This is a genomic window from Chondrinema litorale, assembly GCF_026250525.1.
Lineage (GTDB): Bacteria > Bacteroidota > Bacteroidia > Cytophagales > Flammeovirgaceae > Chondrinema > Chondrinema litorale.
Genome location: NZ_CP111044.1, coordinates 214,388 through 230,928, shown reverse-complemented (window position 1 = coordinate 230,928; position 16,541 = coordinate 214,388). Strand labels below are relative to the sequence as shown.

Here is a 16,541-nt window from a genome sequence, read left to right as displayed (position 1 = left end):
TTATGCTTTCTTAAAGAATACTTTCCATCAGAATCTCTATTTATCCGGTTTCACACCACATATTACTCCCCCTTTCAAACATTCTTCTTTTAAAATCATAAATTGCTTTACATCATAAACATGCAACCTTATGACTGAGAAAGAAAAAATGCTAAGTGGAGCATTTTACGATTCTAGAGATCCAGAATTGTTGGCCATGTATCATAAAGCTAGAAAGCTATTGAAAGCATATAATTATCTTGACTCCGAAAACCTAGCCGAACGCGGACGCATTTTATCTGACCTATTCGAATACAAAGCAGATGGAGTTTGGATTGAAACACCTTTCTTTTGTGATTATGGAGCCAATATTTCTATTGGAGAAAACACCTTTGTAAATACCAATTGCATGTTTCTAGATAACAACAAAATTACCATTGGAAAGAATGGCTTAATTGCTCCTTATGTGCAGGTTTACACAGCCATTCATCCCTTAAAGGCTGCTGATAGAATTATTACAGAAGATAAAAGCTCTCGCTACCTCACTTCTACCAAACCTGTAAGCATTGGCGACAATGCCTGGATTGGTGGCAACTCGGTTATTTTTCCGGGAGTTACCATTGGCAACAATGTAACTATTGGTGCAGGCAGTGTTGTCACCAAAGATATTCCAGATAATGTACTGGCCTTTGGCAATCCATGTGTAGTTCAGAAAGAATTATAGTTTAACACTAGACTATAGATTCTTTACTTTCTTCTTGCACTAAAAGCTCGATAAAATTATCTAAAGTATGATCGCCAGATTTCTTTTCGTTTGCTTGTTCTATTGCCATTTTACCTGCTTCTATTAAAAGTTTAATATTTGGTTTAGAAGCTTCCGCCATGTTTTTAGCATATCTTTTTTCACCATAGAAATCGACTCTTTTATAGTTGCAAGTGTTCCCCTCTTCTTTCCTAAACAATTGCTTCATTTGGTAATCTACTGTATCAAAACTTCCATCCATCATAATTTCAGGAGTTGATTTTGCCCAGTCCAAAACACCCCATTTATCACTGGTCATTATATCTGGCAAATCGAACTGCCCACCACCAGTTCCAATAGAAAGTATGAGCATATCATCAATACTCGTATTTGCCTGATAATAGGAGCTAGAACTTTCTGCATAAGCACACATCGCCGGATTATTGGCAAAAACTCCTCCATCAAGATTCACCATCTTTTTATCAGTAATCAGATTTCTAATTACGGCTGGTGGAAAATATGTAGGTGCTGCCGATGTAGATCTGGCTACATCTTTTACATAAAAATCTCTTTTAGACTCTGGCCTTTCTGTACTACTAAAAAAGAAAGCAGACTTAGTAACCATGTTGTAGGTAGTTATAATACAAGGCTTTAAAAGTTCGCTTAACTTTAAATCTTTAAACTCATCATCCAAAAGTTTTTCTAAAAAATTAGGATAATACTTATTAGCATTGAATAGTTGTCTTAACCCAAACCAATCATGCTTTTTTGAATCATTAAAAATTCTATGTCCATTTTCTAAATAAAAATTTAGCGCTCTTTTAGCCGAATACTTTGCAGTTGGCGCACCTGCATTTTTATCTGTGCTCGGTGCTAAATAGATACAGGTTAAAATACCACCAGTACTTGTACCTGCAATTAAATCAAAATAATCTGCAATTCTCGCATTCGGATTTCCGGTGATTTCAGCAATTTTTTTCTCTACATACTCCAGTATAACAGCCGGTATTACACCTCTAATACCTCCACCATCAATAGATAAAATTCTAACTTTCTTTTTAGAGTCTGACATTTTTCAATTTGTTTAAGCGATAAGGTCTGCCTGCGTTGGTTTTCTGTCTAATCTTTTAAGATCAAAAACTACTCGGGCATTGGTAAAACCTTTTTTCAATCTAATTTCTTTGGTTATACCTCGAATTGTCTGTGTAATAGTAAGATCGTCTGGAACTGAGAGTTGTACTAAAAAATCTCCTTCTGGAGTAAGTTCTGTAATAGGCATCTCTCCTTCTGCTATTACGGTAATATTATTTTGAGGTTCTGTCAATTCGAAAATTGAACTAGTCAAATCAGTTGCAACAGCCGTAAATACCGCACCTACACCTGTAAAAGCACCTACCACTGTGGTTAATGCAGTGCCAAATAATCGATTCAAGATTTTCTCAAACTTACTTACTCGCTCAATTGCAGAGATTTTTACTTGCAAAAAAGTGTCGCCTTGTATCTCTTGTTTAAAAAGTAGTTTCTCTGTAAATGGTCTGGAAATGAACGACATAGGCTCTCGGTCTTTCAGTCTCAAAGTACGCAATGTTTCAACAGATGGCACACCCGATTTTGGATAAAAAAGTGAAAACGAAATACCGTTTACTCCTTCCACCTTTTCTACCGTTCCGTTTTCTATGATCAATATTTCTTTGAGTTGAATCTGAATTAAGTAAGACATGCTTAGCTAAGTTTATTAAGTTGAAAAAATCCTTTTAATAGCTAGTTTTAATAAGTATTTGGCATGAATTTAAGACATACAACTATTGAAATCAATGAATACTCTAATTTACAATTTTTATATTTTTTGATGATTATGATTGTAAATAAACACTTTAAATGATTTTTAATATTCACTTACCAATATATGAAATCTAGAATCCAATATTATCTAACTGTATTTTGCTCTGTCTGTTTATTAATGTTTGCCTGCAAAGATGATGGAGAAGGAGTGGTGAACGAAGTTGAAAATCTTTTAGAAAATCCAGAAGATGGACCAGCCGCTGGTTATGCTGAGGGAAATTACCCAATACCGAATGAGGGAACCCCAGAAGATGTAAGCACACCAGATCAAATTGTGGGAAACGGCACACCTGAAAGCTGCACTGCCGAAGCTTTTATAGCAGCTGTTGCCAAAGGTGGAAAAATTGTTTTTGATTCTGGAAACGAACCAGTGACGATTGTTTTAGATGAAACCGCTAAAATTTTTAATGAGGCTAATGATGAAGTAGTGATCGATGGTGGTGGACTAGTAACTCTAAGTGGTGCTGGCAAAAACAGAATCTTGTATATGAACACCTGCGATTCTGATCAAAACTGGACCACTTCACATTGTCAAGATCAAGAATTTCCTAAACTCACTGTGCAAAATATAACCTTTGCTAATGGTAATTCTACTAGTGATTCAGAATATACTGGTGGTGGTGCAATTTGGGCCAGAGGCGGACAACTAAAAGTAGTAAACTGTAGATTTTTTAATAATATTTGTGCCAGTACAGGTCCCGATTTAGGAGGTGGTGCAATTCGAGCTTTTGACCAATATCAAGACAAACCTATCTACATAGTAAACAGTACTTTTGGAGGTGCTGAAGGTTATGGTAATGTAGGTTCAAATGGCGGGGCAATTAGCAGTATAGGTGTTTCATGGACGATTATCAACAGCTTATTTTCATACAACCAAGCTATTGGAAATGGAGGTAATCCTGCACAAGATGGAACTCCCGGTGGTGGAAGCGGTGGAGCTATTTACAACGATGGCAATACGATGTCGCTTAAAATCTATGGCTCCAAAATCGAAAATAACGAAGTAAATGCTTATGGTTCAGCCATATTCTTTGTTTCTAACGATCACAGTGGAAACATCAAAATTGATCAATCCATCATCAGCCAAAATCATGGTGGGTCTTGGTATCCGGTTTATCCGGGAATTTCCATGCATTCCGATACTCAGATAGATGTTTCTAATTCTACTATTGAAGAATAATATTTTAGTCAATTAAAATCCTTTTTCTAAGGCTATCTTCTCTATTTCGGATTTAATTTTGATGGAGGATAGCCTATTTACTATTTCCATAAGTATCCATATTGAAGATGGATTCATAAAATTCGACTTCAATTTAGGCTAAAAGTCCTTTGGCTCAAGCCTGTTTCTAAATGTGAGATACTTAACCATTTTAAAATGTCTGTAAAACATTATTTTATTTTTCTTATCCTAGTTTCTGCATTCGTGAGATGCTCTTCTCCACAAACTTCTGAAAAAGAAGTAACTGAAGAACAGAAATACCAACCTGTAACGGCTGAAACTGCTTTGCAAAGCTACCTTAACAATGGAGACACCACCTATAAGTGGGAAGTAATTGAATCTTACCCGATTGAAGGAGCTGCCACAGCTTACGATTTAAAACTTACTTCGCAAAACTGGCGCGACCACATCTGGACGCATCAATTAACTATTCTAGTACCAGAAGAAGTAAATCAAGAAGAAGCCATGCTATTTATTACTGGCGGAAGCATTAAAGATGGCGAACCAAATTACAAATCTCATTCAGATGATTTAACTGTAAGTCTAGCTTTTACAGCAAAGAAGACTAAAGCAATTTGTAGCATTATCCGTCAAACTCCCAACCAACCATTGTACGATGGTTTAGTAGAAGATCAGCTCATTTCTTTTACCCTACATAACTTTAAAAATGATGGTGACTTTACTTGGCCTTTGCTTTTCCCAATGGTGAAAACTGCGGTTACAGCCATGGATGCAGTACAAGAGTTTTCTAAAAAAGAATTAAGCAAAGACATCAGCGAATTTGTGGTTTCGGGTGCTTCTAAAAGAGGTTGGACAACTTGGCTAACTGGTGCGAATGACAGCAGAGTGAAAGCCATTGCTCCAATGGTAATTGATGTACTTAATATGCCAGTGAGTTTACAGTACCAAATTGAGGTTTGGCAAGAATACAGCGTACAAATTGAAGACTATGTAAAGTTGGAAATTCCTCAAACAGTACAATCTAAAAGTGGTAGTGATATCACCAAAATGGTCGACCCTTATTCTTACAAAGATAAACTTACCATGCCTAAAATGATTTTTAATGGTACTAATGATGAGTACTGGCCAGTCGATGCCATTAAAAATTATCTCGATAGTATTCCGGGAAAAAACTATCTGCAATATGTGCCAAATGCGGGTCATGGTTTGGGAGATAAAAAGCAGGCTTTCCAAGCGTTGAGTTCTTTCTTTGCCACAACCATTATGGATGAACCTTACCCGACTTGCACTTGGGATTTAGTTGAAAACAATGGCAAATTACAACTAAAAGCTACTGCTACACCAGAACTTTTACAAGATGTGCTTTTATGGTCAGCCGTTTCTGAAGATAGAGATTTTAGAGACGAAAAATGGTCGAGCGAAAGTTTACACCTGAAAAATATTAAAGATATCGAAACCCAAATCGATTATCCTCAATCTGGTTTTAAAGCTTTCTACCTAGACTTAAAATACAAAGATCCATTGGGCGACGAATATGTAGAAAGCACAAGAATGTTTGTTACAGATAGTCTGCATGTATTTTAATTAGGTTTTTTAATCGATGCTGCTTTAAATCAAAAAAAGTAGCATCGATTTATTAATCATTTAACCCTATGAAAAAATAAATAATTAATGTCAATAGGCTGTCACAAAGCCTCTTTTCTTTGTATTAACAACAAACGAAATTAAAATGACAGCTATAAAACATGAGTGGCGTAAAGCAGAAAAAGGTTTCTACTTGCCTAAAAACAAACCCGAAGTAATTGAAATACCAGAATTTAATTTTGTGACTATTGAAGGTGAAGGCAATCCTAATAATGAGAATTTCTCTGAATACATCAGCGCTTTGTATGCCATTTCATACACTATTAAAATGAACTTGAAGAAGGATGAAAACAAGCCTGTAGGTTATTCTGATTACACCGTTTACCCACTAGAAGGTGTTTGGGATATAAATGATGAAGCCAAAGCAAATTACAATGGCACACTCGATAAAGATACTTTGGTATTTAAAATAATGATTCGGCAGCCAGATTTTGTGGAGGCAAACTACTTTAACAAAATGCTTGAACTTGCTCTTGAGAAAAAAGCAAATCCATTATTGAAGCAAGTAAAGTTTGAAAAAATTACTGAAGGTAGATGCATACAAATGCTACATATCGGTAGTTATGACGACGAACCAGCTAGCTTTGAACGCATGGAAAAATTTGCGGAATCAGAAAACCTCAAAAGACAATCTAAAATACACCGAGAAATCTATTTATCAGATTTTAGAAAAGTACCGGCAGAGAAACTAAAAACGATATTGAGGTTTAAGGTATAAAAAAGGCTTACAATTTCTAAATGAAATTACAAGCCTAATAGATAGAGTATGTCAGATTATTTTACTTCGGTTATAAAGCTTTCTTTTGGTGTTCTCACCTTTTTCATGCTAATTAACCAGTCATTTTCTTCGTCTCTGTAACCTAGTGGAAGAATAACAGTACTTCTTAAACCTTGCTTTTCAAGATCGAGCAGTTTGTCTAATTCTTTGTTTACAAAGCCTTCCATTGGAGTTGTATCTACTTTTACCTCTGCTGCTGCTGCAATCGCCATAGCAAAAGCAATATAACTTTGCTTCGCACTGTGGTTAGCTTGCCATTCTTGACCAAGCGGCTCATATAAGCTCAAAATGTTTTTCTTATAATCATCCATTTGGCTATGTGGCAAACCTCTTTCGTCCATCATAAAATTAAATACTGAAGAGATTCTTTCATCGCTGTACCCATCCCATGCAGCAAAAACCAAAAGATGTGAGCAATCTACCACTTGGCTTTGGTTCCAAGCGATTTCTTTAATTTTAGCTAACATCTCTTCGTTAGTTATTACAAATACCTTAAATGGTTGTAGTCCTGAAGACGATGGAGCAAGTCTGGCAGCCTCCACAATGTAATCTACTTTTTCTTGTGGGACCTTTTTTCCATTCATCTTTTTAGTAGCATATCGCCACTGTAAATTTTCTAGTAAACTCATTAATTGCGATTTAAAATTTTCGCAAAACTATTGAAAGTATATTTAAATAAGTAACTTGGTGACAAAAAGTAATAGTGACATAAAAGTAACAAGCTAACCTTTAAAGGAAGTAATGAAGAAATTAGAGCACAAAACCTGTAGTAAAAGAATTTTGGCAATACACGATGTAATGGATATAATCGGTGGAAAATGGAAAATTTCGATTATTGCCTGTTTATGCAGTCGTAAAATGAGGTATTCAGAATTATTACACGAGGTAAATGGCATATCTGGAAAAATGCTCAGCAGAGATTTAAAAGATTTGGAGATGAACCAACTCATTACACGAAAAGTAGTAGACACACAACCCATTTCAGTTGAATATGAGATTTCAGAATACGGATCTACATTAAAACAACTTACAGATGAAATTGCCAATTGGGGCATAGAACATCGCAAGCGCATTTTTGAAACCGCTGAGTAATTGTTTGTTTTTGTTACACTGATCATATAAATCTGTAAATATGAAATACATAGTTTTATATTTTACAATGCTTTTATTTGTTGCATGCAGCGAAGACAGTTCCCTAATTCCTAATATTTACACAGGAAAAGTAACGGCACTTAAAAACGGACAAACTTGGGAAACTCCAGCCTATTTTGATAAGCTCACCACTGAGACTGGAAAATACATGTTAAGAGCTGATTTTTATGATAAAAACTCTTTGAAACAAGCTTCTTTTTCAATTAGAAATATTGTTGTTACGCTAGAAAAGCAAAATATAAGAGCTTTAAATAATGACAATAACGGTTTAACTTATGCTGATTTTATGATATTAATTGATGGCGATGCTATTGATACAATTTATGAATTAGATACCAGTGCAGTTAATAATTACATTCAAATAACAAACTACGATTCTAGATTAAACGAGATAAAAGGAGAGTTTAAAGTATCTTTTAAAATTACAGACAGAGATGCAAATAATACAAGTGGTAAAAATCCAGATACAATTGAATTTTCTAATGGGAATTTCAATGTAAAAGTCAATCCGGAGTGGTTTGAATAGCACGTTTCACAGAAAAAAAGGCCATTGTTAAACAACAGCCTCTCTCATATTTTGAATCATCAACTTCTACTCGATTAATATTTCATCTGCAAATAACCAAGAAGTGGAACCTGTAAACAGATAACCTTCTGGTATTTTCCCGAAAGCTTTTGCCACTAATCGGATGTATCTAACTGGTTTTTCTTTTAGTGAAACTGATATTTGATGTAGCTGCGGTTCACCTCTTACATTACCCGCTAAATTCTCTTGCTCACCTACTAAATCAAACTTATCCCCATCTACAGAGGTGTAAACCAAGATTTTAGAAGGCAAGAAAATACCACTGTTGGGGTCACACAGAAAACTACCACTCACTTTATTTACCTTGGTTTTCGCTTGCAAATCGATAGTAGCACTCAAGTCTTCACCGCTAAAGCCTAGCCATTTGCCATCTTTAAATGCAGTAGAACCCATTATACCATCAGTTAAGCTATTATTTCCATTAGCAGCATATTTCTCATGAAAAGGAATGGCTAATGTAACTGGCTTACCCAAAGCAAGGTTCACCGGAACAAACAATTTAGAAGCAGCAACTTGCCTCGAACCCTCAAAAATGCCAGCGTAAACTGTGCTTGCCTTTTTAATCGTAATTGGTTTTTGATATAAACTACTTTTAGCATCTGGCGCTTTGTCTATCGCATATCTGATTTGCCCATCGTTTGGTGCTCCTTCAATCTTCACCTCTGCCGTCTTATCTTCAGAAATCTCATATTGAATTACAGGCGTTGGCGACATTTGCAGAAGATCGAACCAAGCAGTTCCTTTCCTTAATAATTCTAATGATAAAATGTTGTTGGTTGATGATGAAGGTGCTGTAAACACAAATGAATACTCTTGCCATTCTGTAGATATCTCATAGGTATGAATTTCATTCATTAAACCCATAGATAACCTAAAAGTTGGCATTTCTCCTTGTGCTTTTGCCTTTGCCCAAATAGTGACTACATAACTATTGTCTTTATTTACAACCAGTGGTAAAAATCTAATTTTGTTACCTCCACTATCTACAGGGTTGATAATTCTAAGACTTACCATACCTTCTACACTTTGTCTAGAATCTGCAAATGTAGTAGCGCCAAGGTCTTTCTTTTCATAACTAGTATAAGTCTTGTTAAAGCCAATTGGCTGCCCTGGACTAGCCAATATTTCGAAACTTGGGTTTACAATTAAGTTTCTAGAAGATATTTGGCTTTTCTTTTTAGTTTCTTTTTGATCGATTAAATACACTCTTGTGCCATGCGCATCAATCATGTCATTTATCTGTTTTCCATCAAAATCTACTGATCTGTTTTCAAACCAAAGTGCAGCTTCATCTTTATAATTGCCACCATCATTATCGACCTTGATACTAAATTCTTTAGGTGTATTATCTTCGTTAATTGCCATTACTAGCAAATTGCCTTTGTATTTAAATGCTCTGGTCAATATACGCTCATCTGATGCGCTCACTTTAGGAGCATCATCTGCAGATAATAAAAAAGGCGCCATTTGAGAAGTCTCTACAGCCATATTACTACACTCCGACCAAGCCGAAACAGATTGCGGGTTAGTATTACCTTCTCCTCTAATAAAGTATTGAATACCTTTAGCACCAGAGATCAAACCCATGTAAGTCATCACTCTTAACTCTTTGGCAGTCGGTTCTCTATTCCACATTTCTTGTCCACCAAAAGCTTGTGGCACTAACCAAACAGACTTTTCATATTTATAAGCATCACCATATCCATTGATGTTATTTAAAACTTGCTCTGGCGGCCCGGGAATTGGATAAGGATCTGTCATAGCAATATCCATAGTATTTTTAAAATCCTCTGCTTGTGATGGCATCATAAAAACTATAGAAACTGGGTGATAAGTGTCAAGCTCATGAATTACATTATAAGCTGCTTCTAAGATTTCTGGTGGTCTACCCTGTCCGTCTGGCTCATCATTGATGTACCAAGAAAGCAAAGCAGGATGATCTCGAAAAGTCTTTACCTCACTTTTGAGTAAAGCCAACTTGTCTTCATCAGACATATCCAAACCCCTTGAACCATTATGCCCACTGCCTATTAAAGAGTTTACAGAATATTGAACCTTAATACCTAACTCTGCGCACCTGTCCATATAAGCTTTACGCTCTTCCAAACCGTCTGGTAAATTGCTCTGATAAGGAGCAATTAAATTCATACCATGCACCACTTCTTTTTCTGGTAAATTGCCTACTGGCACACAGTAAAAACCGAAAGGAAAAAACGGTAAACCATCTGCAATGAGTCCACCTGTTAATTTATCTATTTGAACAGCATTGGCTTTAGCTTCTTGCAAAACAATATCTACATCACCCTCTTGTACAATGTTATCGATTTGTGTTATTGAAAAGTGTATTGATGTAGTACCGATAGATAAAATTGAAGCCTTAAAAGTCGCTGATAACCTTTGTCCTTCTATATCGCTAGCAACTTCTATGGTTTTGGTTCCTTGAGATAAATTGAGTTGAAACTCTGCGGCTGATGCGTCATCTGGTAAAATCGCGATAATGCTAATTTCATTATTAGGTAAGTAATAATTATATCGGCTAAAAACTTTAATTGTCTCCGCTTTTAGCACTGTAAAACTTGATAAAAATAAGATAGTTATGGGTATGAAAGCGAACCATAGCTTTTTCCCACTCTTCTGATAACCTACTTGCTCCATTATTCTGATTGATTTGATTGTTGTTTATTCAACTTTCTGTAAAGTAAAGAGAGAGAAGTCACAATTCCTTTACTTGCAAAGTGCTAAGATACTGTATGCGGTTTTTTTAAAGCTGAAAATGCGAACAACTAACACATCATGAAAAAGAAAAGAATGAATTTAGAATTCAATGGGAAGATTTTCATTACAACATATTCCGGTGTTTTTACTAAATCGAAAGAACATTTTTGGGATGTAAAACCAGTGGAAGAATAAGAAGTTAACCGCTTCTTATCCTTCTTAAAGAATTTATTTACATAGAAACCACCGCTTTAATCACACCTGCCTCAGGTTTGAGCCAAGTTTCAAAATTATCGGTTAGCTCGTTAAAGTTGCATCTATGTGTAATCCAAGGTTGAGTATTTACTTTGCCTTCTTCAATCATTTTAATGATTTGCTCAAAATCGCTTGGTAAGGCATTCCTACTTCCCATAATGGTAAGTTCTTTTTTGTGAAAATATGGATCGTTAAAAGAGAAATCACCTTGGAAAAGTCCAACAAAAACGATTCTTCCGGCAGATGCCGAATACTCTAAAGCTTTTTGCATAGCGTGTTTATTGCCTGTTGCATCTAAAACAACAGTTGGCAAATCTCCATCAAACTGTGCTCTTAAATTTGCTTCGGTTTGGTCATTTCCAGCGATTACAGTTCCATCCACATTCATTACTTCTTTGCAGAAATCTAATCGCTTTTGATTGATGTCCATCATTACGGTTTTAGCACCGGTAGCTTTTGCAAATGTGGCAGTTGCCAACCCAATTGGACCTGCACCTACCACCAACACAAAATCGTTAGAGGTAATTCTCGCTCTATTTACCGCATGGCAACCAATTGCCAATGGTTCTACCAAGGCTAATTGATCGTAGCTAAGTTTATCCGATTTGTGTAAATACTTTGCAGATAATTTAATGATATCTCGCATACCACCATCTTCGTGTACGCCAAACACAGAAATGTTTTCACCACAGTTTGTAAAACCATTCCGAACGGCCTGATCTTGCGTTTTATTTTGATACGGCTCAACCGTACATTTATCTCCAACAGTTACATTATCTACCTCTGAACCAATTTTAAGCACTTCTACCCCTAACTCATGCCCCAAAACTCGCGGATAAGAAAAGAAAGGCTGATTACCTGCAAATGCATGATAATCTGTTCCGCAAATGCCAATGCGATGTACTTTAAGCAAAGCCTCATTTGGCTCTAAGTGCTGGTTTATTTCGCTATTTATATATTCAAATTTGCCCGGTTCTTCTAGTCTTAGCGTGTTCATATATTTTTAGATTCTGAAAGGATAAGTTGAGTAATTTCGTCAAAAAGTTCTTTGGGTAAAGCTCCCTGCTGCCAATCTGCAACTGTCGATTTAATTTGTGTTAGATTGCTTGCACCAATAGAAATTCTACCTGCTTCCTTAATCGAGAACAAATATCTTTGCGCTAATGTTGGTAGGGACATATCATTTTTTGCCGCCAACTTATTTACTGCATCAGCCACTTTTACATTTTGCATCGTAATCCACTCCGTATTGGGAGGATTTTTCACATATTCTTCAAACTTGTTCCCCAAAAGTGCCATATGTAAGGCAGAAGCGGCATAGTATACAATCCCTTCTTTTTCGAATTGCGGTATATCTTTTTCGAATGCTGATAAATTGCAAGCATCCATTTTCAAGAAACCAGAAACTGCCTGAAAATTTTCTTTAACTACATAGGGTCTAAATTCTTCGGTAGGATTCCCTCCCACACCCAACATGCTTACATAGCCTTCTTCCACAAAACTTTTTAGCGTATCGAGTATCCGGTCAATCTCTTCTATTGGAACCAGATGTGGTTCGTGTAGGAACAGCAAGTCTATTTTTTCAACTCCTAATTTATCCAAACTTCGCTTGAGACTATCTTTTAGACTTTTGGTAGAATAATCGACATAGCATTCATCTGCTTTTTCTGCTGGTAATCTGCCGATCTTTGTACTTATAAATGGAAGTTCACCTTTCCATCTTTTGAGTGCTTTACCTACAAACTCTTCGCTTCTGCTGTAAGATGGCGCTGAGTCTACTGTTGTAATTCCGTTTTCAAATGCATACAGCAAACAATCTATGCTTTCTTCTTCATTCACTTTGCCCCAAACACCTCCAATACCAGATGTGCCAAAAACCAATCTACTACCTTTATTAAATATTGATGGAACTTTGTAAATATCAGGTTGATAGCTTGGTAATTGAAACTGGTTGTTCATTATAATTTGAGGTTGTTTAGATTAAAAAATGTAAAACATTAAGCCAAATTCTGGCATAATTTACTAAATGTAAATTTATATGTTTTGATCATTCGACATAGAAATCATTCTATTTTTACCAGTAGAATCGTAAATTTTGACAGAAACTACATCTTTGGGAACATATAAAATTCGAGAAGCTTGAGAGAGATAACCGATTCCATAATAAAACTCTTCTTTTATTACCGAACCATCTTGCATATTGAGCTCTGCATGAGTTTCAATCGGTTGAATATTTATTGATGTGAGCGATTCTTGTGCATAAGAAAAAGCTTTCAATTTGCCATTGTTGGCAAGAGAAACTACTAATGGCTTTCCATCTGTACTATGAATGCTAGTCAGACTCTTTCTATCACCATCAGCCATAAAACCACTTTCTGCTAAACTCGCTGGCTTAAACTTTCCATTTCCATCACCAGTGATTAATTGCCCATAAGAAGCATCATACTGACCAGACATATAATCCGCAGAATAAGAATTACCGGTGAGTAAAATATCCAGATTTCCGTCTGTGTTCATATCGGCTACTAAAATTCCATACACCGGAGCAGTTTGAGCTTCAGCAGGTAAATCGTGCATTTTAAATTGACCATTTCCCAAATTTTCCACATAAGCACTTTTAAAATAAGTAGCTTTTGCTTTGTAAGCCTCATTCAACTTTTGCTCTGTGAAAAGCTCATTTATCGTTACATCTGCATATTGATCGTATCTAGGAAATTTCTTTCTGGTGTAAATCATCATTTGGCTAATCAGCTCATCTCTGCCAGCAACCGGATAGCTCACTCCTTGTGTGTATTTGGTTAGAATTGGATCAAGACTGCCATTGTCATCAAAATCGTGTGCATACACTTGCACTGGCTCTTTTACCGAAGCTTGAAAATTAGAGTTTAGACCAAGATTTCCTGCAATGTAATCTATGTCGCCATCTTTGTCGAAGTCTGCCGCAGCCAAGCTATTCCACCAACCAGAATGTTGCTGAATACCAGAATTCTCTGTAATATTTATAAATCTACCATTTTGATTTTTAAAGAAAGTAAGTGGCATCCACTCTCCCGCAACGATTAAATCTATGTTTTGATCATTATCAAAATCTGTCCAGATGGCAGAAGTAACCAAGCCCAAGCTAAACATTTCTCTGCAAGCTTCTAGCGTTACATCACTAAACTTACCACCCTCATTTCTCAAAATATAACTCCTCACTGGCAGCGGATATCTACCAGTTTCTATTCTTCCTCCCACAAAAAGATCGAGGACTCCATCTTTGTCGTAATCAGCAGCAGTAACACAAGATCCACTGGTAAACATTTTAGGCAATGCTCTTGGTTCAAACTCAAAATTTCCATCGCCATCATTGAGCATCAACCGATCTTGATAAGGCGGTGTGTTTGCCTGATATTCACTACCTCCACTCACAATGTATAAATCCAAATCGCTGTCATTATCACAATCGAAAAGTAAAAGCCCCATATCTTCGCGATTGGCATTTTGTGTTATTTCACTTTTTGTAAATTTCCCTTTAGATGTTTGCTTATAAACCAGAGTACTTTTACCTAATGATCCACCAATCACAAAATCTTCCAATCCATCACCGTTTATATCTCCTACTGCAATTCCCGGCCCCTGTTTAGAATAAAGATGTGGCAATAAAAACTCAGCTTTAAATTCATCAAACTCATTCTCTTCATGCGCATAATCGATACCGATTTTATTAGTGATTTCTGTAAGTAGTTGCTTTGAATTGTTGGTAGATGGAGTTAACTCTGAACTTTGGGCATTTTTATAATAAATATCTAAAACCTGCCCAGTTGCTATATCTTTCAAAACTTGCTGATTGCCATCTGGCCAAGTTATTTCAAGTTGATCTACTGTATCTACATTGCCCAAACCAAAATGCAAAATCGGTTCTTGTGAAGATTGAAAACCTCTCACCAATGATTGATGTTGCGATTGAATGTGATCCCCATATTTAATGCTTATTGTACTTCCAATTCCATCAAGGTTTTGAGCAGTGCCATGTAAGCGAACTCTTAAAGATTTCTGTTTGTCAACTTTGCTTGTATTCTCATAGACAAAAGCTCGCTGATTTAAATTATTGATTACCAAATCTAAATCGCCATCATTATCTAAGTCTGCATAGCCAGCACCATTTGAGCAAATCTTTACATCGAATCCCCAACTCTTTGACATATCGGTGAAAGTAAAGGCACTTTCGCTGCTATCCCAACCATTATTTCGATACAAGTAATTGGCAAAATCCGTATTTGGTAATTGCTCGATGTAGTTCAAGAAATCTTTCTTTAAAACATCATAATCTGCATTGGGGTTGATGTGGCTTTCTCTATAAGCAATGTAATCGTTGTTGGTAATGTCTTTGGGAATACCATTGGTAATAAACAAATCTCTGTAACCATCATTATCTAAATCGACAATCAGTGGCGACCAACTCCAATCTGTTTTGTATATGCCTGCCTGATAACCCACTTCGCTAAACACGTTTTTACCTGCCTCATTTTTGCCCTTGTTTAATTGGAAGATGTTGCGGCTGTATTGCGGCTGATAACCACGATTTAATTCAATTTTAAACTTCTCGTAGCTGGTTGCTGTACTCATCATTTTTTGTCGATGATTATCTGCCGGAAGCATGTCCAACACCACAATATCCATCAAATTATCATTGTTTACATCGGCTATATCGCAACCCATAGAAAAGCGGCTTTGATGTTTTAGGTAATTGGCAGCTTCTTCTTTGAATGAACCATTGCCTTGGTTGATGTATAGCAAATCGTCGTAAATGAAATCGTTTGCCACATAAATATCTTCCCAACCATCTCCATTGATATCGTTAATGGCAATGCCTAGCCCGTAACCTTCAAAAGTAATTCCTGCCAAGCTCGAAATATTGGTAAATTTTGGCAAGCCATTTTCATCTAAACCATCATTTCGTTACAGTCTATCTGTGCTAGGAGATTCACCATTGTTCACTTTGTTTTTAGGAAAATTGGGATTCGATTTATCGTGGTAAGCCGTTAGAATGTAAGCATCTAAATCTCCATCTTTGTCATAATCGAAAAAAGCGGCTTGCGTAGAATAACCTATGTCTGCCAAACCTGTTTCAGTTGCCATGTCTTTAAATACTGGCTGACCATCCTCAGAAATTCCTTGATTGATGTAGAAACTATTTTTTCGAGAAGCATCAGTTCCCAAACCAGAAAAACAAACATAGATATCTAGCAATCCATCTTCGTTGATGTCTACCATTGTTGCACCAGTTGCCCATCTATCTGTTTGCAAGCCTACGTTGGTTGTTACATCTTCAAATTTTAAATCTCCTTGATTGAGATACAAAGCCGAGCTCACCATATTTCCTGTTAAGAAAACATCTGTTTTGCCATCGTTATTTACATCGCCAAGTGCCACCCCTCCGCCGTTGAAGAAGTAGTTAAATTCAATGATGTTGTTGTCGTAACTCGGGCTGAGTTGGTTGGAAAAACTGATTCCAGTTTCCTCAGCATCTAATAACTTGAAAAGTGTTTGAGTTGATTCTATCGTATTTCCTTTTTGTTTTGTACAACTTTCAATAATAATGAATAACATTACTACTAAACTATTGATTATTAAATAGTTAATACTTTTCATAATTTACTAGCTTAAAATAAATATGCAGACCAAC

At 36.2% G+C, this 16,541-nt stretch carries 14 protein-coding genes; 6 read left to right on the top strand and 8 right to left on the bottom strand.

Translation table 11 applies throughout. From position 1 onward, the window contains the following. Window positions 1-130: 130 nt before the first annotated feature. Window positions 131-703 carry a sugar O-acetyltransferase gene (locus OQ292_RS21240; protein ID WP_284686439.1) on the top strand — a complete coding sequence of 191 codons (573 nt, stop codon included), beginning with the start codon at window positions 131-133 and terminating at the stop codon, window positions 701-703. 7 nt (window positions 704-710) lie between these two features. Here the strand turns inward: OQ292_RS21240 and OQ292_RS21235 are convergent, their stop codons facing one another. Together OQ292_RS21235 and OQ292_RS21230 are read right to left on the bottom strand one after the other, a co-directional pair. Then, the gene (locus OQ292_RS21235) at window positions 711-1,793 is read right to left on the bottom strand and encodes a patatin-like phospholipase family protein (RefSeq protein WP_284686438.1); all 1,083 of its coding nucleotides are present in this window, start codon (window positions 1,791-1,793) and stop codon (window positions 711-713) included. Between the two features lie 12 nt (window positions 1,794-1,805). Continuing rightward, a complete protein-coding gene (locus OQ292_RS21230) occupies window positions 1,806-2,441 on the bottom strand; it encodes a hypothetical protein (RefSeq protein WP_284686437.1) in 636 nt (211 codons plus the stop codon). A gap of 240 nt (window positions 2,442-2,681) precedes the next feature. Here OQ292_RS21230 and OQ292_RS21225 point away from each other — a divergent pair, with 240 nt between their 5' ends. From OQ292_RS21225 to OQ292_RS21215, 3 genes are all read left to right on the top strand, one after another. After that, window positions 2,682-3,743, top strand: a complete 1,062-nt coding sequence (locus tag OQ292_RS21225; RefSeq protein ID WP_284686507.1) for a hypothetical protein — start codon at window positions 2,682-2,684, stop codon at window positions 3,741-3,743. Window positions 3,744-3,938: 195 nt separating this feature from the next. Continuing rightward, window positions 3,939-5,327 carry a PhoPQ-activated pathogenicity-related family protein gene (locus OQ292_RS21220; protein ID WP_284686436.1) on the top strand — a complete coding sequence of 463 codons (1,389 nt, stop codon included), beginning with the start codon at window positions 3,939-3,941 and terminating at the stop codon, window positions 5,325-5,327. 145 nt (window positions 5,328-5,472) lie between these two features. After that, window positions 5,473-6,105 carry a GyrI-like domain-containing protein gene (locus OQ292_RS21215; RefSeq protein WP_348970640.1) on the top strand — a complete coding sequence of 211 codons (633 nt, stop codon included), beginning with the start codon at window positions 5,473-5,475 and terminating at the stop codon, window positions 6,103-6,105. Window positions 6,106-6,161: 56 nt separating this feature from the next. Here OQ292_RS21215 and OQ292_RS21210 read toward each other — a convergent pair whose 3' ends face one another. Continuing rightward, window positions 6,162-6,794, bottom strand: coding sequence for a nitroreductase family protein (locus OQ292_RS21210; RefSeq protein WP_284686435.1), 633 nt, complete (start codon window positions 6,792-6,794; stop codon window positions 6,162-6,164). A gap of 112 nt (window positions 6,795-6,906) precedes the next feature. Here OQ292_RS21210 and OQ292_RS21205 point away from each other — a divergent pair, with 112 nt between their 5' ends. Further along, window positions 6,907-7,257 (top strand): winged helix-turn-helix transcriptional regulator, encoded by a 351-nt coding sequence (locus tag OQ292_RS21205; protein ID WP_284686434.1) that lies wholly within the window; start codon window positions 6,907-6,909, stop codon window positions 7,255-7,257. 40 nt (window positions 7,258-7,297) lie between these two features. Continuing rightward, the gene (locus OQ292_RS21200) at window positions 7,298-7,843 is read left to right on the top strand and encodes a hypothetical protein (RefSeq protein ID WP_284686433.1); all 546 of its coding nucleotides are present in this window, start codon (window positions 7,298-7,300) and stop codon (window positions 7,841-7,843) included. Window positions 7,844-7,909: 66 nt separating this feature from the next. On the opposite strand, the gene OQ292_RS21195 is transcribed toward OQ292_RS21200, so the two are convergent. The 5 genes from OQ292_RS21195 to OQ292_RS21175 all read right to left on the bottom strand — a co-directional run bounded on the left by OQ292_RS21195 (window position 7,910) and on the right by OQ292_RS21175 (window position 16,507). Continuing rightward, complete coding sequence (locus OQ292_RS21195) at window positions 7,910-10,558, bottom strand: carbohydrate binding domain-containing protein (RefSeq protein ID WP_284686432.1); 2,649 nt, start codon at window positions 10,556-10,558, stop codon at window positions 7,910-7,912. A gap of 292 nt (window positions 10,559-10,850) precedes the next feature. Then, window positions 10,851-11,870 (bottom strand): zinc-binding alcohol dehydrogenase family protein, encoded by a 1,020-nt coding sequence (locus tag OQ292_RS21190; protein ID WP_284686431.1) that lies wholly within the window; start codon window positions 11,868-11,870, stop codon window positions 10,851-10,853. Then, window positions 11,867-12,832, bottom strand: a complete 966-nt coding sequence (locus OQ292_RS21185; protein ID WP_284686430.1) for an aldo/keto reductase — start codon at window positions 12,830-12,832, stop codon at window positions 11,867-11,869. Before OQ292_RS21185 ends, OQ292_RS21190 begins: the two co-directional genes overlap by 4 nt. A gap of 75 nt (window positions 12,833-12,907) precedes the next feature. Continuing rightward, window positions 12,908-15,787 carry a VCBS repeat-containing protein gene (locus OQ292_RS21180; protein ID WP_284686429.1) on the bottom strand — a complete coding sequence of 960 codons (2,880 nt, stop codon included), beginning with the start codon at window positions 15,785-15,787 and terminating at the stop codon, window positions 12,908-12,910. A gap of 27 nt (window positions 15,788-15,814) precedes the next feature. Beyond that, the gene (locus OQ292_RS21175; protein WP_284686428.1) at window positions 15,815-16,507 is read right to left on the bottom strand and encodes an FG-GAP repeat domain-containing protein; all 693 of its coding nucleotides are present in this window, start codon (window positions 16,505-16,507) and stop codon (window positions 15,815-15,817) included. Window positions 16,508-16,541 lie beyond the last annotated feature (34 nt).

What these genes read in the sequence shown, in the direction of transcription:
- OQ292_RS21240 (WP_284686439.1), top strand. Translation starts at nt 131, where the DNA reads ATGACTGAGAAAGAAAAAATGCTAAGTGGAGCATTTTACGATTCTAGA.
- OQ292_RS21235 (WP_284686438.1), bottom strand. Translation starts at nt 1,793, where the DNA reads ATGTCAGACTCTAAAAAGAAAGTTAGAATTTTATCTATTGATGGTGGA.
- OQ292_RS21230 (WP_284686437.1), bottom strand. Translation starts at nt 2,441, where the DNA reads ATGTCTTACTTAATTCAGATTCAACTCAAAGAAATATTGATCATAGAA.
- OQ292_RS21225 (WP_284686507.1), top strand. Translation starts at nt 2,682, where the DNA reads ATGTTTGCCTGCAAAGATGATGGAGAAGGAGTGGTGAACGAAGTTGAA.
- OQ292_RS21220 (WP_284686436.1), top strand. Translation starts at nt 3,939, where the DNA reads ATGTCTGTAAAACATTATTTTATTTTTCTTATCCTAGTTTCTGCATTC.
- OQ292_RS21215 (WP_348970640.1), top strand. Translation starts at nt 5,473, where the DNA reads ATGACAGCTATAAAACATGAGTGGCGTAAAGCAGAAAAAGGTTTCTAC.
- OQ292_RS21210 (WP_284686435.1), bottom strand. Translation starts at nt 6,794, where the DNA reads ATGAGTTTACTAGAAAATTTACAGTGGCGATATGCTACTAAAAAGATG.
- OQ292_RS21205 (WP_284686434.1), top strand. Translation starts at nt 6,907, where the DNA reads ATGAAGAAATTAGAGCACAAAACCTGTAGTAAAAGAATTTTGGCAATA.
- OQ292_RS21200 (WP_284686433.1), top strand. Translation starts at nt 7,298, where the DNA reads ATGAAATACATAGTTTTATATTTTACAATGCTTTTATTTGTTGCATGC.
- OQ292_RS21195 (WP_284686432.1), bottom strand. Translation starts at nt 10,558, where the DNA reads ATGGAGCAAGTAGGTTATCAGAAGAGTGGGAAAAAGCTATGGTTCGCT.
- OQ292_RS21190 (WP_284686431.1), bottom strand. Translation starts at nt 11,870, where the DNA reads ATGAACACGCTAAGACTAGAAGAACCGGGCAAATTTGAATATATAAAT.
- OQ292_RS21185 (WP_284686430.1), bottom strand. Translation starts at nt 12,832, where the DNA reads ATGAACAACCAGTTTCAATTACCAAGCTATCAACCTGATATTTACAAA.
- OQ292_RS21175 (WP_284686428.1), bottom strand. Translation starts at nt 16,507, where the DNA reads ATGAAAAGTATTAACTATTTAATAATCAATAGTTTAGTAGTAATGTTA.